19 protein-coding genes are annotated in these 21,294 nt (G+C 75.1%); 8 read left to right on the top strand and 11 right to left on the bottom strand.

Going from position 1 to position 21,294, the window contains the following annotated elements; genetic code table 11:
• Window positions 1–19 precede the first annotated feature (19 nt).
• Together J2S41_RS13550 and J2S41_RS13555 are read right to left on the bottom strand one after the other, a co-directional pair.
• Window positions 20–463: a GNAT family N-acetyltransferase gene (locus tag J2S41_RS13550; RefSeq protein WP_310367502.1), complete on the bottom strand. Its 444-nt coding sequence runs from the start codon at window positions 461–463 to the stop codon at window positions 20–22.
• 31 nt (window positions 464–494) lie between these two features.
• Window positions 495–890, bottom strand: a complete 396-nt coding sequence (locus J2S41_RS13555; protein ID WP_310367508.1) for an ArsI/CadI family heavy metal resistance metalloenzyme — start codon at window positions 888–890, stop codon at window positions 495–497.
• Window positions 891–969: 79 nt separating this feature from the next.
• Here J2S41_RS13555 and J2S41_RS13560 point away from each other — a divergent pair, with 79 nt between their 5' ends.
• The 3 genes from J2S41_RS13560 to J2S41_RS13570 are packed head-to-tail and all read left to right on the top strand — an operon-like array spanning window position 970 to window position 2,757.
• Window positions 970–1,308 (top strand): ArsR/SmtB family transcription factor, encoded by a 339-nt coding sequence (locus J2S41_RS13560; protein ID WP_310367511.1) that lies wholly within the window; start codon window positions 970–972, stop codon window positions 1,306–1,308.
• The gene (locus tag J2S41_RS13565) at window positions 1,305–1,796 is read left to right on the top strand and encodes a GNAT family N-acetyltransferase (protein ID WP_310367513.1); all 492 of its coding nucleotides are present in this window, start codon (window positions 1,305–1,307) and stop codon (window positions 1,794–1,796) included. Before J2S41_RS13560 ends, J2S41_RS13565 begins: the two co-directional genes overlap by 4 nt.
• 7 nt (window positions 1,797–1,803) lie before the next feature.
• Window positions 1,804–2,757: a hypothetical protein gene (locus J2S41_RS13570; RefSeq protein WP_310367516.1), complete on the top strand. Its 954-nt coding sequence runs from the start codon at window positions 1,804–1,806 to the stop codon at window positions 2,755–2,757.
• A 38-nt stretch (window positions 2,758–2,795) separates the two neighbouring features.
• On the opposite strand, the gene J2S41_RS13575 is transcribed toward J2S41_RS13570, so the two are convergent.
• Genes J2S41_RS13575 through J2S41_RS13585 form a run of 3 tightly spaced genes read right to left on the bottom strand, consistent with a single transcriptional unit; the run spans window position 2,796 to window position 8,091 of the window.
• A complete protein-coding gene (locus J2S41_RS13575) occupies window positions 2,796–4,460 on the bottom strand; it encodes a hypothetical protein (protein WP_310367519.1) in 1,665 nt (554 codons plus the stop codon).
• A complete protein-coding gene (locus J2S41_RS13580) occupies window positions 4,457–6,388 on the bottom strand; it encodes a dynamin family protein (protein ID WP_310367521.1) in 1,932 nt (643 codons plus the stop codon). The genes J2S41_RS13575 and J2S41_RS13580 overlap by 4 nt, the downstream gene beginning before the upstream one ends.
• A complete protein-coding gene (locus J2S41_RS13585; protein ID WP_310367523.1) occupies window positions 6,385–8,091 on the bottom strand; it encodes a dynamin family protein in 1,707 nt (568 codons plus the stop codon). Before J2S41_RS13585 ends, J2S41_RS13580 begins: the two co-directional genes overlap by 4 nt.
• A 240-nt stretch (window positions 8,092–8,331) precedes the next feature.
• Between J2S41_RS13585 and J2S41_RS13590 the strand changes: the two genes are divergently transcribed.
• Window positions 8,332–11,082, top strand: coding sequence for a helix-turn-helix transcriptional regulator (locus tag J2S41_RS13590; protein WP_310367525.1), 2,751 nt, complete (start codon window positions 8,332–8,334; stop codon window positions 11,080–11,082).
• Window positions 11,079–11,606: a LuxR family transcriptional regulator gene (locus J2S41_RS13595; RefSeq protein WP_310367529.1), complete on the top strand. Its 528-nt coding sequence runs from the start codon at window positions 11,079–11,081 to the stop codon at window positions 11,604–11,606. Before J2S41_RS13590 ends, J2S41_RS13595 begins: the two co-directional genes overlap by 4 nt.
• On the opposite strand, the gene J2S41_RS13600 is transcribed toward J2S41_RS13595, so the two are convergent.
• Window positions 11,585–12,481 (bottom strand): CPBP family intramembrane glutamic endopeptidase, encoded by an 897-nt coding sequence (locus J2S41_RS13600; protein WP_310367530.1) that lies wholly within the window; start codon window positions 12,479–12,481, stop codon window positions 11,585–11,587. The two genes, J2S41_RS13595 and J2S41_RS13600, sit on opposite strands and share 22 nt — an antisense overlap.
• Window positions 12,482–12,578: 97 nt before the next feature.
• On the opposite strand from J2S41_RS13600, the gene J2S41_RS13605 reads away from it, so the two are divergent.
• Entirely contained in the window at window positions 12,579–15,287 is a 2,709-nt protein-coding gene (locus tag J2S41_RS13605) for a histidine kinase (protein ID WP_310367532.1), read from the top strand.
• A gap of 20 nt (window positions 15,288–15,307) precedes the next feature.
• The gene (locus J2S41_RS13610; protein WP_310376377.1) at window positions 15,308–15,931 is read left to right on the top strand and encodes a response regulator; all 624 of its coding nucleotides are present in this window, start codon (window positions 15,308–15,310) and stop codon (window positions 15,929–15,931) included.
• Here J2S41_RS13610 and J2S41_RS13615 read toward each other — a convergent pair.
• From J2S41_RS13615 to J2S41_RS13635, 5 genes are all read right to left on the bottom strand, one after another.
• Window positions 15,928–16,668, bottom strand: coding sequence for a class I SAM-dependent methyltransferase (locus J2S41_RS13615; RefSeq protein WP_310367534.1), 741 nt, complete (start codon window positions 16,666–16,668; stop codon window positions 15,928–15,930). The two genes, J2S41_RS13610 and J2S41_RS13615, sit on opposite strands and share 4 nt — an antisense overlap.
• A gap of 20 nt (window positions 16,669–16,688) precedes the next feature.
• Window positions 16,689–17,450: a hypothetical protein gene (locus J2S41_RS13620; protein WP_310367537.1), complete on the bottom strand. Its 762-nt coding sequence runs from the start codon at window positions 17,448–17,450 to the stop codon at window positions 16,689–16,691.
• Between the two features lie 53 nt (window positions 17,451–17,503).
• Window positions 17,504–17,863 (bottom strand): VOC family protein, encoded by a 360-nt coding sequence (locus J2S41_RS13625; protein WP_310367540.1) that lies wholly within the window; start codon window positions 17,861–17,863, stop codon window positions 17,504–17,506.
• Window positions 17,864–17,897: 34 nt separating this feature from the next.
• Window positions 17,898–18,839 carry a helix-turn-helix transcriptional regulator gene (locus J2S41_RS13630; protein ID WP_310367542.1) on the bottom strand — a complete coding sequence of 314 codons (942 nt, stop codon included), beginning with the start codon at window positions 18,837–18,839 and terminating at the stop codon, window positions 17,898–17,900.
• Window positions 18,840–18,901: 62 nt separating this feature from the next.
• Window positions 18,902–19,672: a lysophospholipid acyltransferase family protein gene (locus tag J2S41_RS13635; RefSeq protein WP_310367545.1), complete on the bottom strand. Its 771-nt coding sequence runs from the start codon at window positions 19,670–19,672 to the stop codon at window positions 18,902–18,904.
• A 202-nt stretch (window positions 19,673–19,874) separates the two neighbouring features.
• On the opposite strand from J2S41_RS13635, the gene J2S41_RS13640 reads away from it, so the two are divergent.
• Window positions 19,875–21,287 carry a cytochrome ubiquinol oxidase subunit I gene (locus J2S41_RS13640; protein WP_310367547.1) on the top strand — a complete coding sequence of 471 codons (1,413 nt, stop codon included), beginning with the start codon at window positions 19,875–19,877 and terminating at the stop codon, window positions 21,285–21,287.
• Window positions 21,288–21,294 lie beyond the last annotated feature (7 nt).

Consider the following 21,294-nt stretch of genomic DNA (forward strand, 5'->3'; position numbering starts at 1 on the left):
CGCGGCGCCCGGCGCCCGGTCAGCGGGGCCAGCGGGCCATGATCTCGTCGACCGGGGGATCGTCGGCCTCGTAGCTGAAGCCGTGCCGTTCGTACAGGCGGCGGGCCGGGCTGTCCTTCAGCACGGTCAGCCGGATCACGGTGCCGTCGGCGTCGGCCCGGTCCAGCAGCGTGCGCAGCACGGCGGTGCCGATGCCGGTGCCCTGCAGGTGCGGGGCCAGGTAGAAGTGCTCCAGCCAGTGCGCGTCAGCGGCCGGGCGCAGCGCCACGCAGCCGGCCGTGGTGCCGCCGGCCTCGATGACCCAGGTGAAGGCGGCCACGAACCGGTCGCGCATGCGCTGCCGCACCCGGTGCTCGTCGTACCGCCCGAGGCGCTCCAGACCGGGGCGCATCACCACGGCCCGCAGCTCCACCAGCGTGTCGAGGTCCGCCGCCACGGCCGGCCGCATCACCCACTCCGTCATGATCCACAGGCTAGACGGTGGGCCGGGGGGCTCAGCAGCAGGCGTGCTTCTCGCGTACCCCCGAATCGGCCTTGACCACGTAGACCTCCCAGGGCTCGTCGCCGGGGCCGCGCACCCACACCTTGTCCTGCAGCGCGTAACAGCACTCGGTGTCGTTCTCGGCGATCGTGGCCATTCCGGCGGCGGCGAGCCGGGACGAGGCGTCACGTACCGCCCCGGTGGTCTCCACCTCGACGCCGAGGTGGTCCAGCGCGGTCGGCCGGCCCGGCTCGCCCTCGATCAGGACGAGCTTCAGCGGCGGGTCCGCGATCGCGAAGTTCGCGTAGCCGGGCCGGCGCTTGGCCGGGTCGGCACCGAACAGCCTGGCGTAGAACGCGATCGACGCCTCCAGGTCGCAGACCCGCAGCGCGAGTTGAACACGGGACATCAGGCCACCTCCGAGCAGCTTGTTTAGACGTTCCTCTAGACAGCTTGCGCAGCGATTCGACAACTGTCAACCTAGACCGGTGTCTAAGCAACAAGGCTGCTGCGAGCCGCTGGTCAGCGAGGCCCTGACCCAGGACGGCGCCGCCGAACTCGCCCGCGCGTTCAAGACCCTGGGCGATCCGGTACGGCTGCGCGTGCTGTCCCTGATCGCCGCCCGGCGCGGCGACGAGGTCTGCGTCTGCGAGATCACCGACGCGTTCGACCTGACCGGCCCGACGATCTCGTACCACCTCAAGCAGCTGCGCGAGGCCGGCCTGGTCGAGTGCGAACGGCGCGGCACCTGGGTCTACTACTGGATCGTCCCCGCCCGCCTCGGCTGGCTGTCACGGTTCCTCGACCCGGCCGGAGCGCCACGATGACCCGGATCGCCGCGATGACCGACGCGCACGCCGCCCCGGTCCTCGACATCTACCGGCTCGGCATCGAGACCGGCCACGCCACCTTCGAGACCACACCGCCCGACTGGCCCGCGTTCACCACGTCCCGGCTGCCCGGCCACCGGTTCGTCGCCCTCGACGACACCGGCACCGTCACCGGCTGGACCGCGTGCAGCCGCGTCTCCGACCGCTGCGCCTACGCCGGCGTCGTCGAGCACTCCGTCTACGTCCACCCCGCCGCGCACGGCCGCGGCGTGGGAAAGGCACTGCTCACCGCGCTGATCGCGTCCACCGAGGCGGCCGGCGTCTGGACCATCCAGTCCGGCGTCTTCCCGGAGAACACCGCCAGCCTCGCCCTGCACGCCAGCTGCGGCTTCCGCATCATCGGCACCCGCGAACGCGTCGGCCGCCACCACGGCACCTGGCGCGACGTCATCGCCATCGAACGCCGCAGCTCGGTCGTCACCTGATACCGCCGTGCGCCCCCGACTGATCGCGGAGGCCGCCCGCGCCGACGTGGGCGTCGCGTCCGCCGTCCGTACCGGCGGCGGCTGGCTGACGATCGACCGGCCACGTGGCGTCGTCCGCATCCTCGACCCGCTGCTGCGTCCGGTCGCGGAAATGCCGGCCCGGGGACACGTCACCGCCGACGCCACCCGGACCGCCCACACCCACGACGACACGATAACCGTCACGGACCTGCGCGGCCGCGTCCTGTGGCAGCACGCCGAGGCCGGTGTCACCGCGTGCCACCTGGACCGGCGGGACCGGCTGTGGTGGCTGCACCACGCCGGCACGGGCCCGCCGACGATGCTGTCCGCGGCCGACGCACAGACCGGCCGCGCGCTGGGCACGACCAGCCTCGGCGCCGCCTACGGCGACGTCTGCTGGCACGACGACCCGGCCGGCAGATGGATCGGCATCGCCCTGACCCCATCCGATCCAGGTGCGCACCGCGTCAGCATGATCGTCCGGCTGGCCGGCGGCACGCTGACCGTCACACCACTGGCCGAGACGTCGATGACGGGCTTCGCCCGGAGCGGTGGCCGGATCCTGTGCATGCCGCGGTGGCGGCTGCAGGTGCGCGACACCGTCACCGGACGCCCGGTGACCACCCGCACCGCGGACCGGCTCGGCCTCGGCGAGCGAGCCCGTCTGACCGGCGCGTTCTTCGCCGTCACGGACGATCTGGCGATGTCCGCGGTGCGCGTCGACCACCACGCCGAGGAGGAGACGCACGTCCTGCTGTCGGTGCAGACTTTGCAGCCCCGGTCCGTCATCCGCTATCCACACCCGGCCGCGCAGGCCGGGCCGTACCGATCCGGCGAACCCGGCACCTGGCTCACCGTGTCCGCCGATGCGCTCCACGTCTGGCGTGTGGACGGGCCGCTCGACCTCGATCCGCTACCAGGGCAGCTGGTTCTCTTCTGATCGCCCGCGCCCGCTCGCTGAGGCCGGATGCGGCGGTGTCAGGCCGGGGGTGCCCACCAGCGGGCCAGGGCCGCGGTGGCCGGGTCGTCGGAGGATTGCAGGGCCGGCCACGGGTCGCCGGTGAGGGTGGCCTCGCCGGCGTAGTCGAGCAGGTCGTCGGGGGTGACGGTCGGCTCGGCGGTGGAGAGGGGGTCGGTCCAGGCGGCCAGGTCGGCGGGGGAGAGGCCGTCCGCCAGGTCGCCGAGGAGGTCGGGGTCGATCCACGGGGGGCCGTCGACCGGGTCCGGGGTGTCCATGGCGAGGTCGGGCGGGAACGTGTCCCACTGGGCACCCTCGCCGTGGTCGGCCAGGTCGGGGTCGACGCCGACCGGTGGGGTCGAGCCGTAGTCCTCCTCCGACAGCGGGGCGTCGTCAGGATCAAAATCATCAGCGGGTACGAAGGAGTCGTCCGTGGACGGGAGGACCTCCGGGGTGCCGCCGGTGTAGGCGTCGCCGAAGCCCTCGGTCGCGGGCGGGTCCGGCTGCTCGCCGCCGCCGGTGCCGGACGAGTCCGTGGCGTCGCCGGCGTACGCGTCGCCGAAACCCTCGGTGGCGGGCTGCTCGCCGCCTCCACCGGTGCCGGAGACGTCCGCATCGGCGGCGGTAGCCGCAGTCTCGGGGATCTCCCCGTCGGCGGGCGGCAAGTCGGCAGGCGGGGCACCGGCATCGAGCGCCGGGTCCGGCACGCCACCGGCGGGCGCGGACGCCTCGGGCAACTCCTCGTCCGCCGGCGGCACGTAGCCCGCGGTCTCCCCGCCGTCGGATGCCGGGCCCGGCTGAGTTCCGGCGGCCTCGCCGCCGTCGAGCGCCAGGTCCGGCCGAGCCGTAGCGGGCGCAGCGGTCTCGTCGGTGTCCAACGCCGGGTCCGGGCGGGACTCGCCGGCCTCGGAGGTCTCCCCGTCGGCGGGCGGCACGTCGGCGCCGGACGCCGATTCCGGCTGTCCGGTGGGCGCGGCGGCCTCGGGGATCTCCCCGTCGTCGAACGACGGGTCCGGCACGGGCGCCGCCGCCTCGGGAGTCGGTTCGCCGGAGGCATCGCCGGCGTAGAGCGACGAGTCGGCGGCGGCCTGGTCGGCGTCGGACGGCTGTTCGGACGCGGTGTCGTCGGCGCCGGGCGCCGGGTCCGGCGGGACGAGGCCGGGCGGGCCGATCGGATCGCCGAGCGACGGACCCGCCGGTCCCGGCGTCGTCGTGCCCGGCTCGGCCGCCGGCTCCGAGTCACCGAAACCCTCGGTCGCGGCCGGGCCATCGGAACCCGCCGGGTCGGACGACTCGCCGGAGGACGACTCGCCGGAACCGGAACCGGAGCCGGAACCAGAGCCGGAGCCCGAATCGGAACTCTCCGGGTCCGAGACATACGGATCGTCCGCGGCCCCGAAGCCCTCCGTGTACTCGAACGACTCCCCGCCCTCGCCCGCCGACGCGGCGAACGGGTCGTCCTCGCTGAACGGTGCCTCCCCGAAGCCCTCCTCCGCCACGCCGGCGTCCGCCGCCTCGTCCGCGCCGGTGGACCCGGACGGGACCGGCACGTCCTCGAACGACGGCAGGTCGTCGCCGGCCGGGTCGTACGGTGCGTTCGAGTAGAGCGGGGCGCCGGAGTCCGTGACGTCGCCGGTGGTGTCGTCCTCCGGCGGCTCGCCGCCGGGCCAGTCCTGGTCGGTCACGGTGTTCCTCCAGCGGTTGAGGCGGTCGAGGCGGGCGCGGGCGGCTTGGCGGCGGTCTTGACGGCGGCGCTGGCGGAGCTGGGCGCCAGGCCGCGGGTCTTGGCGAGGACCTCGTCGACCTGCTTCACGCGGGCGCGCAGCGCGTCGCGTTCCGCGGTCAGCGCGGCCTTCTTCTTGGCGCGGGTGGCCTTGTCGGTGGCGAGCGCCTGGTCGATCTTGCCGATGTGTTCGTCGAGTTCCTTCAGGCGGCGCTCGATCGCGTCGTCGAGCGCGAGCGTCAGCGCGTACTGCAGGTCGGTGAAGCGGTGCGCGACCTCGTCGGTGAGCGCGGCCCGGGACTCGCCGATGACCTCGCGCAGCCAGACCTTGGCCTGCTGGCGGTCGCCGGCGACGCGGCGCTTGTAGAGGATGAACGCGCCCGCGGCCAGGCCGATGCCGACGCCGACGACCGGCAGCAGCAGGCCACCGCCGAGGACCGCGCCGGCGCCGAGCGCGGACGCGCCGGCCATCGCGCCGCGGCCGGCCATCATCGCGATGCCGCCGGCGGACAGCGCCACCATCACGTTGTCGGTGCCGGCGTCGCGCTGCGGCTTGGTGTTCAGCGCGTGCCCGAGCTGTGCGTTCAGCCGGCCGAGCACGTGCTGCAGTTCGGCGGGCGGGAACGCGTGCGACAGCACCTCCTCGCCGACCTGCCGGAACCGGCGTTCCAGGTCGGCGGAGAGCCGCAGCGACACCGCGTGCAGCGCCGCGTCGATGCTCTGCGGCAGCGCCTCCAGATCGTTGCGCTTGAACTTGTCGAGCCGCCCGAGGTAGTCCTCCTGGATCTCCGACAGCGAGGTGCGCAGGCTGCTGGTGGACTCCACCCGGGCCCGCTGGACGTGCGTGTTCAGCGCCAGGGACCACTGCCGCGAGTCGGTACGCTTGCGCGCCGCCAGCTGCTGCCGCTGCTCCTTGGCGCGCGCCGCGTCGGCCGGGTCCGGGTCGGTGGAGGTCATCTGCTCGCCCAGCGCCAGGTCCCGGCGGACCATCTCGGAGCGGATCGCGCGCAGCAGGTTCGCCCGGTCGAGCAGCCCGCGCCGGCCGGCGACCTGCCGCAGCGCCTTGGCCAACTCGTCGATGCGGGCCTCCTTGGCCAGCTCCGCGGCGACCTCCGGCGGCATCTGCGCGGCCGTCTCGGCCAGCCGGGCCGAGACCGGGAACCACGGCGAGTTGCCGAACCGGGGCGCGTGCGTCTTCAGGTGCGCCTTGTCGTCGGCCAGGATGGTCCGCCAGCCCGGGTACGCATCCGTCTTGGTCAGCGCGAACATCACCAGGTTGACGCGCTTGGACGCCTGGATGAGGAAGTCCAGCTCCGGCTTGGACAGCGGCGACGACGCGTCCACCACGAACAGCAGCGCGGTCGCCTGCTCGGCCGCGGCCAGCGCCACCTCCGCGTGCGCGGGATCGAGGCCGCCGGTGCCGGGCGTGTCGATCAACGTCAGGTGCTGCAGCAGCGGCGACGGGTAGCCGATCCGGATCCGCCGCGGCGGGCGGGCGCCGTCGGGCAGCACGCCGCCGGCCGTACCCCAGGTGACCAGGCCCTCGATGCCGATCTCGACCGGGTGTTCGTGGCCGGGCTGCCAGGCGCGGGCCTGCGGCGTGGGTGCCTCGGTCATCTCCAGGTACGCCGAGGTGGAGACCGCGACGTCGACCGGGGACAGGCCGGGCGCCCCGATCAGCGCGTTGACCAGGGAGCTCTTGCCGCGCTTGGTCTCGCCGACGATGACGATGGCCGGCTTGTCCGACTCGCGGCGGGCGAGCACGTCCAGGTCCGCGGCCGCGTCCGGCTCGACCGAGCGCAGGTAGGCCAGGGCGCCGTCCGCGGTCGCGGCGAGCTGCCGGGCGAGCGCCTGCGCCGCCTCGGCGTTGCTCGGTTTCGGCGCGGTCATCGATAGCCTCCGTGGTCGCGGGGGTACTGGTGCGGCGGGCCCGGCGGGAGGTGGTGCGGCGGGCCGGGGTAGCCGGGAGTGTAGGGGCCGGGCGCTCGGCCGTACCCCGGTGGCGGGGTCTGGGGTGGGGGTTGGTGCTGCCACGGCTGGCCGGGTGCGGCGCCGGAGACCGGGTGCGCCGAGTTCTGCCCGCGGATCTGCTGGGCGAGCAGGAAGAAGCCGCGGTGCGCGACCTGGGCGACGCGCGCCTGCGCGGGGCTGGCGCCGGCGACCGCGAAGACCCGCCACCGGTTCGCGGCGGCCAGCGCGGCCTGCGCGAGCTGCTCCACGTGCGCCTGCGGCATCTCCAGGATCCAGGCCGCGTCCGTGGTCAGCGCCAGCCGGGTCAGCTCGCGCTCCATCTGCTCGGGCAGCGCGACCGCGCCGGAGGTGACCGACTGGGCGGCCTCCAGCAGCCGCAGCCGATGGTATTCCGGCTGCTGGAGCACCCGCTCGATGGCGTCGCGGAGGACCTCGCGGTCCTGCTGGGCGCCCGCGTGCCCGGCGAGGCGCTCCAGGCTCGACAGCGCCCAGGCCGCCTTGATCGCGTCGGTGCGCCAGCGGAACGCCTGGTCGAGCGTGTTGCGCAGCCGGGCGAACCCGGAGGCCTGCAACAGCAGCCGGACCAGTTCGCCGGAGCCGAGGTCCGGCTTGGCCGCGAACTGGGCCAGCGCGAAGCCGATGCCGTACAGGTCGAGCAGGCTCAGCAGCCGCTCGCGCTGCGCCTTCGACACCGGGCAGGCGCGGTTGATGAACAGGTCGACCGAGGCCATCAGCACCATGCGCTCGGTCTGCGACAACCCGGCGAGGGTACGCAGCGCCTCGCAGTCGGCCGCGGTCAGCCGCCCGGCCTCGGTCGTCTCGGCCAGCAGGCCGGCGATCGGCACCACCTCGGAGACCACCCGGCGCAGCACGCCGGCCTGGTCGGAGGCGAGCGGCCCGGCGACCGGCCACGGGTCCGCGCCGCCGGCGACCAGCTTGTCGACCTTGTTGAACAGGCCGATCGAGTTGATCGGGTTGCCGGACAGCCGCGCGGACACGGACTGGAACGTCGACAGCGCCGCTATGTCGTCCGCGCGCACGGCCTGGGTGAACACGTACAGCACGGCCTCGGCGCCGGACACCGCCGCGACCGAGTCGTCGTCGAGGTCGTCGTCGAGCGGCGCGTTCGGCCCGGCCGTCACCTGATCGGGTGTCAGGTACGCCTCGGACGCCGCGGAGATCGACTGGTTGGTGGAGGACAGACCGGGGGTGTCGACCACGGTCAGGTCGCGCAGCCGGTCGCTGGTCAGCGTCACGTCCACGAACGCGATCTCCTCGCGCGGCACGCCGAGCTGCATCGGGATCATGCCCGACTCCTCCAGCGGCCGGGACACCCGCGAGCCGTCACGGCGGACCACGTCGAGGCGGTCGGCGGTGCCGTACCGGAACTGGGTGACCACGCGCGTGCACTCGCCCACCGCGGTCGGCGCGACCCGGCGGCCGACGAGCGCGTTCACCAACGTCGACTTGCCGGCCTTGAGCCGGCCGGCGACCGCGACCCGCAGCGCCTCGTCCAGCCGGCGGCGGACCGCGAGCACCTGCTGCGCGCTCACCGGTGACAGGCGTGGACCCACCTCGTCACAGAGCGCGGCGACCCGGTTGGTCAGGGGACCTTGCACCACGATTGGTCAGCCGCCCGTCTTCTCAGCCACAATGGCAATGTTGCGGCGGTCGTCCCTCACCATCGCTTGGTCGATCCCTCCCGGCAGAGCGGTGGAGAGCGTCTGTGACACCCTCTAGTTGCGTGGCCCAAGACTATTAGGCCCTACGGTACGAATATCCTGCCGGCGCAGGATCCCATGTTCGTGCCACCGTGCAACCGGCAGCATGGGCGGTGGCAGCGAGCTGGTGGGGGAGGACCCTTGCACGAGACAGAGTCAGCGGAGCAGGCCGGCACGCATGTGATGCTGCCACCGGACACCCGGGACGCGGCACCCGACGTGCTCTCCGAGGCACAACGGGCACTGGCCGAGCCCGGGCTGGTGGTGCTCACCGGCGGGCCCGGCAGCGGCCGCACCCGGCTGCTCGCGCGGCTCGGTGAGGCGTTCTCCGGCCCGGTGTTCGCCGGCGGCGGCCTGGCCACGCTCCGTGACGTGCCCGCGTTCGCGCTGACCCGGGCCGTGCGGGTCCGGCTGCCCGGGCACGACGCGCCGCTGCTGGCCGAGGCCGTGCGCGCCCGCGTCCGCGGCGGCCTGCTCGTGCTCGACGACCTGCAGTGGGCCGACCCGGTCACGCTCGCCGCGCTGCCGCTGATCGCCGCGCACACCCGCGTCGCGGTCGCGCTGCGCACCCCGCACCGGGTCCCCGGCCCGGCCCTCGCCGCGCTGCGCGCCGCCGCCGCGGCCTGGCTGGCCGTGCCACCGCTGACCTCGGCCGAGGCGTCCGCGCTGGTCTCCGGCGTCGCGCCCGGGCTGGACCCGGCCGCGGTCGCCGCCGTGGTGAGGCAGGCCGGCGGGTCCCCGCTCGCCTGCCAGGCGCTCGCCCGGCACGCCCAGCAGACCGGCGGAACCGGCGACGACGCCGGCGACCTGCGGCACGCGATCGCGGGCGCGCTCGCCGACCTGACCCGCCCGGCGCGCACCGCCATGGCCGCGCTCGGCCTGCTCGGGCGGCCCGTCCCGGCCGCGCTGCTCGGCTCCGGCGCGGCCGAGCTGGCCGACAACGGGCTGATCGCGTCGCTGCCGTCCGCGATCCCGGCCGGCGACCCGGTCGAGTCGATCACCGGAACTCTTTCTGTCGTATCCGCGACAACCCGGCCGACCCGGGCGGACCTCGGGATGGTCGCGGCCGTCTCGCCGTACGTGGCCGAGGTCGCCGCCGGCATGCTCGACGCGGACGCGCGTGCCGCGCTGCACCGCCGCCTGGCCCGGCTGGTCCCGCCGCGCGAGGCGGTCCGGCACCTGGCCGCGGCCGGCGACACCGACGAGGCGTACCGGATGGCGGTCTCCGCCGCCCGCACCACGAACCGCGCCGGTGAGCGCGCCGAGCTGCTGCTGCTCGCCTGCCGGCTGCCCGGCGCCGTGCCGGACGCCGAGGTCCGGGTCGCCGCCGCCCGCGCCGCGCTCGCCACCGGCCAGCCCGCCGCCGCCGCGGCCGTGCTCGCGCCGCTGGAGCACGCGGTCGCCTTCGAGTCCACAGTGGTCGAGGCCCGGGTGCTGCGCGCGGAGGCGCTGCTGCAGGCCGGCGACCTCGACGGCGCCCGGCACAGCGCGGCCGGAATCCCGGCCGTGCTCGCGCCCGAGCTGCTCGCCGCGCGGGACCGGGTGCTGCTGCTGACCGACCTCGCCGACGACCCCGCCGTCGCGGTCGGCACCGCCGCGTCCGTGATCGCCCGGCACGGCGAGCAGCCGGCCCACACCGGGCTGCGGGCCGCGCTCGCCGCGGTCGCGGCCGCCCGCCGCGCGTACGGCTGGGAGAACGCGCTCGCGTCCGCCACCGCCGCGGCCGGCGACGCCGGGGACGCGCTGACCGCCCGCTGGTCCGCGTGGGTGCTGGTGGAGACGCTCGCGGCGGACGGCCGGCTGCCGGAGGCCGCGCACCTCGCGCAGGTCGCGGCCGGCGCCTGCCAGGCCGACCTGGCCTACAGCTGGCAGACCCGGTTCGTCGCGGCCGGCCTGTGGGCCGCCGCGCTGCGCGGCCACGCGGTCACGGCCGTGCCGGCGCAGGCGCCCGCGCGGGCCGAGCCGGCCATCCCCGCGTTCGGCGCCGGACTGCCGTCGCCCGGCCAGCCGCCCCGCGGCGTCGCGACCGTCCCGGCGCAGCCGGCCGCGCCCAGCGTGGTCGAGCCGGTCCTGGCCGACCTGGTCGTGCACCGCGCCGGCGACCTGATGGACCGGTCGCTGCCCGCGCTCGCCCGCGCCTACGCCGCCGCCGCGGCCGGGCTGGTCGAGGCCGACGCCGGGCTGCTCGGCGCCGCCCGCGCCCGGCTGGACGCCGCGCCCCGCACGCCGGTCGCCGGCTGGGTCGCCGCCGAGATCGCCTGGCTGGACGGGCAGCCGGACCGGGCCGCCGGCTGGGACCCGGACACCGACCGGATCCCGCTGCTGTCCGGCCTGCACCGGATCACCGCGCGCTGGGCCGCACTGGACGGCGCGCCGATCGACGTGACCGGGCTGGAGTCCGCCGCCGGCGGCCCGACCGCGATCCACCAGACGCTGTCCGCGTGGGCCGCGTCCTCGGCCGCGGCGCCGTCCGCGTTCGCCGCGTCGGCCGCCGCCTGGTCCAGCGTGGTGCTGCGCGAGCAGGTCCGCTGCCTGATCGCGCAGGGCCTGCACGAGGACGAGTCCGACCTCGCCGTCCGCGCGCTGCTGACCGCGGAGGACCTGGCCGAGCGGGCCGGGCTGGTGGTGCTGCGCGGCCGGGCCCAGCGGGCGCTGCGCCGCCACTCGGTGCGCCGCGACATCCGCGGCCCGCGGGCCGGCGACGAGCTCACCGCCCGCGAGCAGCAGGTGATGCGGCTGGTCGCGGCCGGTGACCCGACCCGCCGGATCGCCGGTCAGCTCGGCGTCTCCGCGGAGACGGTGGAGACCCACATCCGTTCCGCCATGCGCAAACTCGGCGCCCGCACCCGTACCGAGGCAGCGGTCCGCGTCCGAGAGGCGCTGATGTCGTGACCTTCACGGAGACGCCCCGGTACGTGCTGCCCAGCGCCACCGACGCCACGGTGGTGCTGCGGCGGCTGGCCCGCGACGGCTGGACCACCCGGGAGGGCTTCGCCCTGCCCGAGGCCGGCTGGGACGTCACCGGCAACAACCTCGTGCTGTTCGGCCGCGTCTCCGACCTGGACACCGTCCAGCTCGTGGTGCTCGCGGCCGCGCGCGGGGCCGGCGTCATCGCGATCACCGACGCCGGCGGCGACGTCGGGCGCGCGCTCATCGACGACCTGTCCCGGCTCGGGCCGGTCCGCCGCGACACCGAGACGCCCGCGGTCCCGGAGACCGGCACCGTCGAGCAGCTCGCCCCGGAACAGCGCGCGCTGCTGGAGCGCCTCGCCAACGGCGAGACCATCGCGGCGGCGGCCGCGGCCGAGTTCATGTCGCTGCGCACCGCGAACCGGCGGATCGCCGAGGCCCGCAAACTCCTCGGCGTCCGCAGCACCCGGGAGGCCGTGATGGCCTACCTGGAGAGCAAGGACTGAGGCCGCAGCCACAGCACCGCCACGCCGTAGACCGCCACCATCGCCATGTCCACCGCCGCGACCAGCGCGGGCGCGTCCGTGGCGGTCTCCTCGCTGCCCAGCGCGCCGATCGCGGCCCCGGTCACCAGCGCGGCCAGGTTGCCGACCGCGTGCAGGACGATCGCGGCCTCCAGCCCACCGGTGCGCACGGTCAGCACGGCCGCGACCACGCCGAAGAAGATCAGGTCGGCCATGCCCCACGGCGTTCCGTACCCGTGGACCAGCCCGAACAGCACCGACGACACCACGATCCCGGGCCACGGCGACCGCGTCCACGACCCGAACGCCTGCACCAGCCAGCCGCGGAACAGATACTCCTCGCCCGCGGCCTGGAACGGCACCAGCACGGCCACCACGGCCACGCCGAACAGGAACCGTTCCCAGCCCACGAACACGGCCTCCGCACCGGTGCCGGGCAGCAGGAACAACACCGCGTACATCAACCCCACCGCCGGTACGGCCAGCAGCACGCACCGGCCCAGCCAGCCCCACCGCAGCCGGCCGGCCACCGACGACACCGTGCCGCCCGGCCGCCGCTGCGTCCACCGCGCCACCAGCATCACCACCGGGATGACCAGGCCCAGGCCGAGCAGCCCGACCGCCAGGTCCAGTTCGTCGCCGAGGACCGGCCAGCCGTACTCGTCCTGCGGCAGCCCCAGGCTCAGGCCCACGATGCCGGCCACGATCATCGGGCCGAGCGCGGCCGCGAACGCGCCGGCCAGGACCAGCAGCGTGCCGACCAGCGGCCGCCACCATCGGTGCCGCTCGGTGTGCGCCAGCCGGTGATACGGGACCGGGACCGTGACCTGCTCTGGCGCGGGAAGCGTCGTCGTCATGCCGTTCAGCATTCCGGCCGCGGCGGGCGCGCTCATCGGCCGCGATCACGAACCCGGTCTCTATCTCCGGGTAGAGAGACCCCTACGATGTGCGGCGATGAGCCCGAAGCGCACCGACTGGCTGCTGCCGCTGGCGCTCGGCGCGGTGCAGCTCGGCCTGTGGCCCGGCGCCGTACTGTTCCGCCAGCCGCCCGCGGTGCTCGCGCTGGTCCTGGCCGCCACCGCGGCCGTGGTCGCCGCGCTCGGCTTCCGCCGCGTCCGGCCGGTCACCGCGCTGATCGCCACGCACCTGGCGGTCGCGTCCGCGCAGTGTGGCGTCGCACCGCTCGGCGCGGACAGCGACTCGCTCGTCGACGTGCTCACGGTCGCCCCGCTGATCGCGCTCTTCTCGGTCGCGGCCTGGACCGGCGTGCGCACCACGCTGATCGCCGCCCCCGCGCTGACCGCCTCCACCGTGGTCGTCAACACGCTCACGCCCGGCTACTACGCGGGCGAGAGCGGCGTCGGGCTGGCGCTGCTGGTCGCCGCGGACGCACTGCTCGCCGCGCTGATCGCGCTGCTCGGGCACCGCCGGCAGGCGTGGCGGCGCGGCCGGGAACAGGCCCGCCGGCGGCTCGCCGAGACCGAGGCGGCCCGCGCCGAGGCCGCGCGCGGCGAACGGCACCGGCTGGCCCGCGAGCTGCACGACGTCAGCGCCCACCACCTGACCGCGATCGTGGTCACGGTGACCGCGGCGCGCCGGCTCGCCACCACCCGGCCCGAGTTGGCCGCGGACGCGCTGACGTTCTCGGCGCAGGCGGCCCGCCGTACCCTGGACACGCTCGTCGATCTGGTCGCGGTGATGCGGTCCGCGGACGCGGCCGGTGACCTGCCCGCCCGGCTCGCCGGCCTCGGCGCCGAGTTCCAGCGGCTCGGCCAGCCGGTCACGCTGGACCTCGCCGCGCCCACCGCGGTCCCGGCCGACGTCGCGGACGCGGCGTTCGCGATCGTGCGCGAAGCCCTGACCAACACCATCCGGTACGCACCCGGCGGCGCGGTCACCATCCGGCTGGCCGACGACGACGGCGCGGTCGGCGTGACCGTGACCAACGGGCCCGCCGCGCGCGCCTCCGACGCGGACGGCGTCGGCTCCGGCAGCGGACTCGCCGGCGCGCGCTCGCGCGCGGAACAACTCGGCGGCACGCTGACCGCCGGGCCGGACGGCGCCGGATGGCGGGTCGCGGCCCGGCTGCCGGTCGCCGCCGCGGGCGCGTCACCGCCGTCGCGGCTGGCCCGGGCCTGGCAGGAGCGGGCCGCGTCGGTGCGCGGATACCTGACCGACGCGCTGATCGCGGTCATCCTGGCGCTGGGCGGCGTGGCGGTGCTGCTGGTCGACCCGGCGCTGACCACGGGCGGGTCGCGGCCGGCCGGGTTCGCGGTCGCGGCGCTGATCGTGGCGCACACGGTGCCGCTGGTGTGGGCGCACCGGGCGCCGTGGTGGGTGCTCGGCGGGGTGCTCGCGGTGCTGGCCGGGTGGGCGATCGTGGCCGCGACCGGCGTGCTGCCGGCCGGATCGCTGAGCGTGCTGACCGTGGCCGGGTTCGCGGAGGTGTACGCGGTCTACGCGGTCGCGGCACACGGGCGCGGGCGGGCCGCGTTCACGTGGCCGGCCGCGCCGGCGACCGCGGGGGTGCTCGGACTGGCGATCGCGGTGGGCGTCGGCGCGGATCTCGCCCGGTCCGGCGACGCGCCGGAGGCGGGCCCGGCGGAACTGGTCGCGCTGACGGTGGTGCTGGGCGGCTTCGTGACCGTGCTCCTCGCCGTGCCGATGCTGGCGGCGTGGATCGTGGGCGCCTCCTGGCGGCGCCGCCTGACCCGGCTGCGCTCCCGGGAACGCGACGTGGTCGCGGCGGCGGCGGCATCGGCGGCGGGGGAGGCACTCGCGGAACGGTGGCGGATCGCGGCGGAGCTGCGGTCGACGGTCCTCGACCGGGCCACGGCGGTGTTGACGGCCGCGTCGCCGCCGGTCCCCGCGGTTCCGGGCGTGCGGAACGCCGCGCTACCGCCGACGTCGGGCGTGCCGGGCGGCGGGAGTCCCGCGTCGCCAACGGCTTCGGATGTGCCGGGGCATGCCGTGCCGCCGTCGGGTTCCGGGACGCCGGGTGGAGGGACCGCCGCGCCGGGCGCGGGGGCCGCGGTGTCGCAGCCGGTCTCCGGGGAGCCGGGCGCGTCTCCGGTGGCATCCGGCGTGCCGGGCGCCGGGATCGGGGCAGCGGTCGACGGTGACGTACCGGACGGCGGCGCCGGCGGCGGTACCGCGACGGGCCCGGCGGACGGCACCGCGGCCCGGCTGGACGCGGTCCTGGAGGCCGCCCGGGCGACGCTCGCCGCGATGCGGGAGCTGCTGGGCAGCCTGCGCGGTGGGGCCGGCGCCGGGGAGGCGGAGACCGCGCCGCAGCCGACCGCCGCGCAGATCGGCGCGCTGTGCGAGGCGCAGCGGGCCGCGGGCCGGCCGGTCCTGCTCCGGTACGCCACACCGCTGCCGGAGCTGCCGCCGGGCGTGGACGTCTCCGCGTACCGTCTGATCGAGGCCGCCCTGGCACTGCCCGGCGCCGGACCGCTGGAGATCGTGATCGGCGTGACCGGCGGCCTGCGGATCTTTTTGAACCGAATTCCGGTGCTGACCGACGCGCGCGTCGCCGCCGGGCTGCGCGGCCGGGTCGACGCGGTCAGCGGCGCGATGACCGTGCACCCGGGCGGCGAGACGGAGATCTGGCTGCCGCTGGCGGCCGCGAGCGAGGAGGTGCGGTCATCGCCGTACGCGTGATCGTCGTCGACGACCAGCCGATGCTGCTGGCCGGCTTCGTCGCCATCATCGACGCGGAGGACGACCTGGAGGTGGTCGGTACGGCCGCGGACGGCGCCGCCGCGGTCGAGCTGGCCGCCGCCGCCCGCCCGGACGTGGTCATCATGGACATCCGCATGCCGGGCATGGACGGCCTCGCCGCCACCCGGCTGGTGACCGCCGGCGAGCAGCCGCCGAAGGTGCTGGTGCTGACCACGTTCGACCTGGACGCGTACGTGTTCGAGGCGCTGCGCGCGGGCGCGTCCGGCTTCCTGCTCAAGGACGCCGACCCGGAGGAGTTGCTGTCCGCGATCCGGGTGATCGCGGCCGGGGAGGCGCTGCTCGACCCGGCCGTGACCGGCCGGCTGATCGCCGCGTTCGCCGCCGGCGGCGGCCCGGTGGCCGGGGAGCCGCCGGAGCTCACCGGTCTCACGCCACGCGAGCGCGACGTGCTCACGCTGATCGCCGAGGGCCTGTCGAACGCCGAGATCGCGGATCGTCTGGGCGTCGGGGTCGGCACCGTCAAGACCCACGTCAACGCGCTCTTCTCCAAGATCGGCGTGCGGGACCGGGTGCAGGCCACCATCCTGGCGTACGACGTGGGCCTGGTCCGGCCGCGCCGCTAACCCGCCTGGCGCAGCACGCAGGTCACCATCGGCAGGACGAACGCGCCGCGCGCGGTCTCCGGCCGGGACGCCAGGAACGCGCGCATCCGCCGGAGCGTGTCCGCGCGCTGCCGTTCCGGCATGACCAGCATGCCCGCCCGGGTGGCGAGCGTGGCCACCAGCGAGTCCGCGGTGCGGCGCTGCCCGTGCGGGAACTCGGCGCGGCGGGCCGGTCCCAGCCCCGGTACGGCCAGGCCGGCCGTGGCCGCGCGCCAGCCCGCCGGCGTGTCCCGAGGGCCGACGGCGGCACTCCCGCCGGCCCGGGCCAGCCCGGCGACCCACCCGGCCCGGTCGTCGAGCACGTTCCACAGCCCGGCCAGCACGCCGCCACCGGCCAGCACCCGGGCGATCTCCGGCCCGGCGACGGGCAGGTCGAACCAGTGCATGGCGTTGCCGGCCACCACCGCGTCGACGGACGCGTCCGGCAGCGGGATCGCCTCCGCGCGCCCGGGCAGCGCGGTGACGCCCGGCAGCGCGCGGCGCAGTTCGGCCAGCATCGCCGGGTCGGGTTCCACCGCGGTGACCCGCGCGCCGGCCGCGACCAGCGCGGCGGTGAGCTTGCCGGTGCCGGCGCCCAGGTCGAGCACGCGCGGCCCCGGTGCGGCCTCGATCGCCCACCGCACCGCGGCCGGCGCGTAGTCCGGGCGGTGCCGCGCGTACGCGGATGCGACCGCCCCGAACGCCAGCGCCTCCTCCATACCGCGACGGTAGCCCGGGCTCAGTCGATCGGCAGCGCCAGCGTGTAGAGGCCGGGGGACGCGTCCCGGTACTGCCCGTCGCCCGGCACCGGCGGGAACCCGCGCGTGGCCTGGCCCAGCCCGCGGAACTCCAGCGGCGTCGTGGTCTTCCCGCCCTCCGTCACGTCCACGGTGAAGTAGCCGATCGACCCGTCACCGTTGAGCTCCGCGCGGAACGTGGCGTTTCGTGCGGCGGGGCTGTCGTACCGATCGGGCACGATCGCGGTCAAGTCGACCGTGCCGGTGATCCGGCTGACGGTCTGCCGCTGCGCGCCGGTGACCGCGGCCGCGACCCGGTCCGGCGTGACCGCCAGCGCGTCGATGCCCTCGGTGATGGCGGCGGTCCGCTTCGGGTCGAACCGCACCCAGGTGCCGACCCGCTGCTCCTCCGGCACCGACCCCGGCGGTAGCTGGCTCGCGTCGAACCGGGTGAACAGGTTCCCGCCGACCCGGTACGACTCGATGACCAGGGCCCGGTCGTCGTCCGTGACCGTGATCGACAGCGTGGACAACGTGGTGTCCGCGGCGTGGTCGCGCTGGACCCGGACGGTCGCGGCGAGTTCCTCGTACGTGACGGAGTACCTGGAGGTGCCGCTGTTCAGCGGCGTGAACGCGGCGACCACGACGGCCTTCGCGTCGGAGGACGGGGACGGCGAGGCGGCGGAACCGGCGTTCTCCGCGGCCGCACCGGCGCAGCCGGCCAGCGTGAACGACACCGCGATCGCGGCGATGGACTTGCGCATGTGTGGGTCACACCCGTCGGCGAGAGGGGGAGGAGAGGGAAGCGCGCAAGATCCTAGTTGGTCCACGCACGGGTGCTGAGCACCAGGCGGTAGCCGTCCGGATCCGCGATCGTCACGCCCCACCGGTCCCAGTAGTCGCCCTGCGAGACCCGCCGCCCGCCGGCCGCGACCAGGCCGGCGACCAGGGCGTCGCCGACCGGCCCGTCCAGGTACAGCACCAGCAGATCCTCCGTGCCCGGCGCCGGCTCCCCGGCGACCAGCTCCAGGTGCCACGCGGCACCCGGCGCACCGACCATGAGCAGTTCCTCCTCGCGGAACAGCACGTCCAGGCCCAGCCCCGCGGTCCAGAACCGTTCGGCGTTCGCGAGCGATCGCGTGGGCCGGGCGATCCGCAGGTGCGCGTCAGCGATCATGCCGCGGAGTCTGCGACCTGAACCCCGGTCGAGGTCAACCGCGGTGCAGGGTCTGGGACGGGGTGCGGCCGTAGGCGGCGCGGTAGTGGGCGGTGAAGCGGCCGGGACTGGCGAAGCCCCAGCGGGCCGCGATCGCCGCGACCGTGGTGGTGCCGGGGGTGGAGACGGTCAGGTCGTGGTGGGCGTGGGCGAGGCGGACGCGGCGCAGGTAGGCCGTCGGGGTGGTGCCCAGGTGGCGGCGGAACCCGAGTTGGACCGCGCGGATGGTGACGTGCGCGGCGGTGGCGATGTCGGCGAGGCCGATCTCGCGGTGCGCGTCGGACTCGATGTAGGCGATGGCGCGGCGTACCGCGGCGGGGTGTGCGTCGTGCCGGTCCTCGATCGTCGGGTCGTGCAGCGCGGTGCTGGGGAAGACGGTCAGCGCGGTCGCGGCGAGCAGGCGGCTGACCGCGTCGGCCAGTAGCGGTTCGGTCGCGGCGGTGGCGGCGTTGTGCCGGGCGAAGTCGTAGGTCTGCGTCCAGAGCAGCGCGCCGGTGTGGGTGACCGGGCGGTATCCGGTGAACCGGACCGGGGAGCCGGCCCGGTCGGGTGCGGCCTCGGCGAGTTGGTTGATCAGGCCGGTGCCGATCCGGGCGAACTCGGCGTCGACGGTGTGGACCGCGGTGTCGTACTCCTGGGCGGGCGCGCCGAGCAGGTAGACGTCGCCGGCGCCGTAGTGGTCGGCGCGGCCGCTGTCGCGGTAGGTGATCGCGCCGCTGCGGACGCGCCCGACCACGAGCGTGCGCAGCGGCGGGGCGGTGGCGTTGAAGCGCATCGGGAAGACGATCCGGTGCAGTTCCGCGGCGTCGCCGATGACGTCCTGGGCGATGCGCACCCGGTGCCGCCGGCCGATCGCGGAGATCCGGCTGGTGCGGTACATGGCCGTGATCGCGTGGTACGCGGCGTCCGGGTCGTCGCTGTCGAAGATCGTCGGCATCGCTCCACCACCATCCGACGGGAGAACGAGCGATCCGTCCGCGGGTTACGGGCGCGGGCCCGTCACCCGCGCCGGTGTGCGCGCGAGGTGTCGGCCGGCCGGGTCGGATCGTGGTGGTGCGGGCGGCCGGGCTCGTCCGGGCGCAGCGTGGCGAGCGTGGCGGTGATCGCGTCGATGATCCGGTCGGTGGCGCGCTGCGCGTCGCCGGGCGTGTGCGCGGTCAGCCCGGACAGGTCGACCGGTGCGCCGAACCCGACCCGCACGGGCGGCCGGTGCCGCAGGTCGCGCAGCACCGCGCGGGCGTTGTCCGCCATCCGGGCGGTGTCGTACGGGATGAGCGTGTGCCCGCCCCACTGCGCGACCGGGACGACGGGTGCGCCGGTGGTGAGCGCGAGCCGGGCGGCGCCGGTCTTGCCGCGCTCCGGCCACAGGCCCGGGTCCAGCCCGATGCGGCCCTCCGGGTAGATCAGCACCACCGAGCCCTCGCGCAGCGCGGTCGCGGCGTCGTCGAGCGCGCGGGCGACGGTGGCGGTGCGCCGGTCCACCCGGATCTGCCCGGACGCCCGCATCACCGACCCGAGCACGGGGGTACGGAACACGCCGCCGGTCGCCATGATCCGCGGGGTGATCCCGGCGGTACGGCAGGCGGCCATCATGACGACCGGGTCGACCGGGCTGATGTGGTTGGCGGCCAGGATGAGCGGGCCGCGGCGCAGCGCCGGCGGGACCTCGCCGGTGACGCGCAGCCGGGCGGTGGCGCCGACCACACCGCGGGCGGCGAGCAGCAGGCTCCGCCAGACGAGCGGGGCGGTCCACGGCGTGGTGTCGGTCACGCCAAGATCCTGCCAGCCGCGGTCACGCCGGTGCTTTTCGGTTGCCGGCCTTGAGTTCGCGCCGGTCCCGGCCGTTGGGGTGGGGGAGCAGGGCCTGCCGGCCCGGGACTTCCGGCCCTGATCGACGCGCGCCGGGCCACGTATCATCTACTACGGCTCGTAGTATGATTGTGCGTAGTAGAAACCGTAGGGTGGGGGAGCATTGGACGCGTTGGATGTCGCGCGGTGGCAGTTCGGGGTCACCACCGTCTACCACTTCCTCTTCGTGCCGATCACGATCGGCATGTCGCTGCTCGTCGCGATCATGCAGACGGTCTGGTACCGGACGCGCGACGAGAAGTGGCTGCGCCTGACCAAGTTCTTCGGCAAGCTCTTTCTGATCAACTTCGCGATGGGCATCGTCACCGGCATCGTGCAGGAGTTCCAGTTCGGCATGAACTGGTCCGACTACTCCCGCTTCGTCGGTGACGTCTTCGGCTCCCTGCTGGCGATCGAGGCGCTGGTCGCGTTCTTCCTCGAGTCGACATTCCTCGGCCTGTGGATCTTCGGCTGGGATCGGCTGCCGAAGCCGATCCACCTGGCCACCATCTGGGCCGCCTCGATCGGCACGATCCTGAGCATGTACTTCATCCTCGCGGCCAACTCGTGGATGCAGAACCCGGTCGGGTTCCACATCAACCCCGACACCGGCCGCGCGGAGCTGAACTCGATCGGCGCGCTGCTCACCAACAAGGTCACGCTCGCCACGTTCCCGCACACGTTCTTCGGCGCGCTCATGGTCGCCGGCGGCCTGATCGTCGCGGTCTCGCTCTGGCACCTCTACCGCGGCAAGGACGAGCAGAAGGCGACCTTCCGCACCGCGCTCACCTTCGGCGGATGGGTCACGATCCTGGCCACGGCCGGCACGCTCATCTCCGGCGACTTCCAGGGCAAGATCATGACCCAGGTGCAGCCGATGAAGATGGCCGCGGCCGAGGGGCTCTACGAGACCACCAGTTCCGCGCCGTTCTCGCTGCTGACCATCGGCAGCCTGGACGGCAGCCGGGAGGTGTTCGCGATCACCGTCCCGGACCTGCTGTCCTGGCTCGGCAAGGGCGACATCCACGCCGAGATCGAAGGCATCAACGACCTCCAGGCCCAGTACAGCGCCGAGTACGGCGCGGGCGTCAACTACGCGCCGATCATCCCGGTCACCTACTGGTCGTTCCGCATGATGATCTTCTTCGGGCTGGCGGCCGGCGCGATCGCGCTGCTCACGCTCTGGATGACCCGCCGCGGCCGCACCCCCACCAGCCGCCTGCTGCTGCTCGGCGCGCTGAGCCTGCCGATCCTGCCGCTGCTGGCCAACTCGTTCGGCTGGATCTTCACCGAGATGGGCCGCCAGCCGTGGCTGGTCTTCGGCGAGATGCTCACCCGCGACGGCGTCTCCCGCAGCGTGTCCATGACCGAGGTGATCGTCTCGTTCGGCACGTTCACGCTGCTGTACGCCGCGCTCGCCGTCGTCGAGGTGCGGCTGCTGCTGAAGTACGCCACCGGCGGGCTGCCCGAGATCCACCCCGAACCCGGCGACGACGAGAAGGACGACGCCGATCGCCCGCTCGCGTTCGCGTACTGACCGCGCA

The organism is Catenuloplanes atrovinosus (assembly GCF_031458235.1).
Classification (GTDB): domain Bacteria; phylum Actinomycetota; class Actinomycetes; order Mycobacteriales; family Micromonosporaceae; genus Catenuloplanes; species Catenuloplanes atrovinosus.

Bases quoted from the DNA above. Each gene is read 5' to 3' on its own strand.
- J2S41_RS13600 (WP_310367530.1), bottom strand. From the start codon at position 12,481: ATGACGACGACGCTTCCCGCGCCAGAGCAGGTCACGGTCCCGGTCCCG.
- J2S41_RS13565 (WP_310367513.1), top strand. From the start codon at position 1,305: ATGACCCGGATCGCCGCGATGACCGACGCGCACGCCGCCCCGGTCCTC.
- J2S41_RS13610 (WP_310376377.1), top strand. From the start codon at position 15,308: ATGCTGCTGGCCGGCTTCGTCGCCATCATCGACGCGGAGGACGACCTG.
- J2S41_RS13630 (WP_310367542.1), bottom strand. From the start codon at position 18,839: ATGCCGACGATCTTCGACAGCGACGACCCGGACGCCGCGTACCACGCG.
- J2S41_RS13550 (WP_310367502.1), bottom strand. From the start codon at position 463: ATGACGGAGTGGGTGATGCGGCCGGCCGTGGCGGCGGACCTCGACACG.
- J2S41_RS13580 (WP_310367521.1), bottom strand. From the start codon at position 6,388: ATGACCGCGCCGAAACCGAGCAACGCCGAGGCGGCGCAGGCGCTCGCC.
- J2S41_RS13625 (WP_310367540.1), bottom strand. From the start codon at position 17,863: ATGATCGCTGACGCGCACCTGCGGATCGCCCGGCCCACGCGATCGCTC.
- J2S41_RS13615 (WP_310367534.1), bottom strand. From the start codon at position 16,668: ATGGAGGAGGCGCTGGCGTTCGGGGCGGTCGCATCCGCGTACGCGCGG.
- J2S41_RS13555 (WP_310367508.1), bottom strand. From the start codon at position 890: ATGTCCCGTGTTCAACTCGCGCTGCGGGTCTGCGACCTGGAGGCGTCG.
- J2S41_RS13605 (WP_310367532.1), top strand. From the start codon at position 12,579: ATGAGCCCGAAGCGCACCGACTGGCTGCTGCCGCTGGCGCTCGGCGCG.
- J2S41_RS13620 (WP_310367537.1), bottom strand. From the start codon at position 17,450: ATGCGCAAGTCCATCGCCGCGATCGCGGTGTCGTTCACGCTGGCCGGC.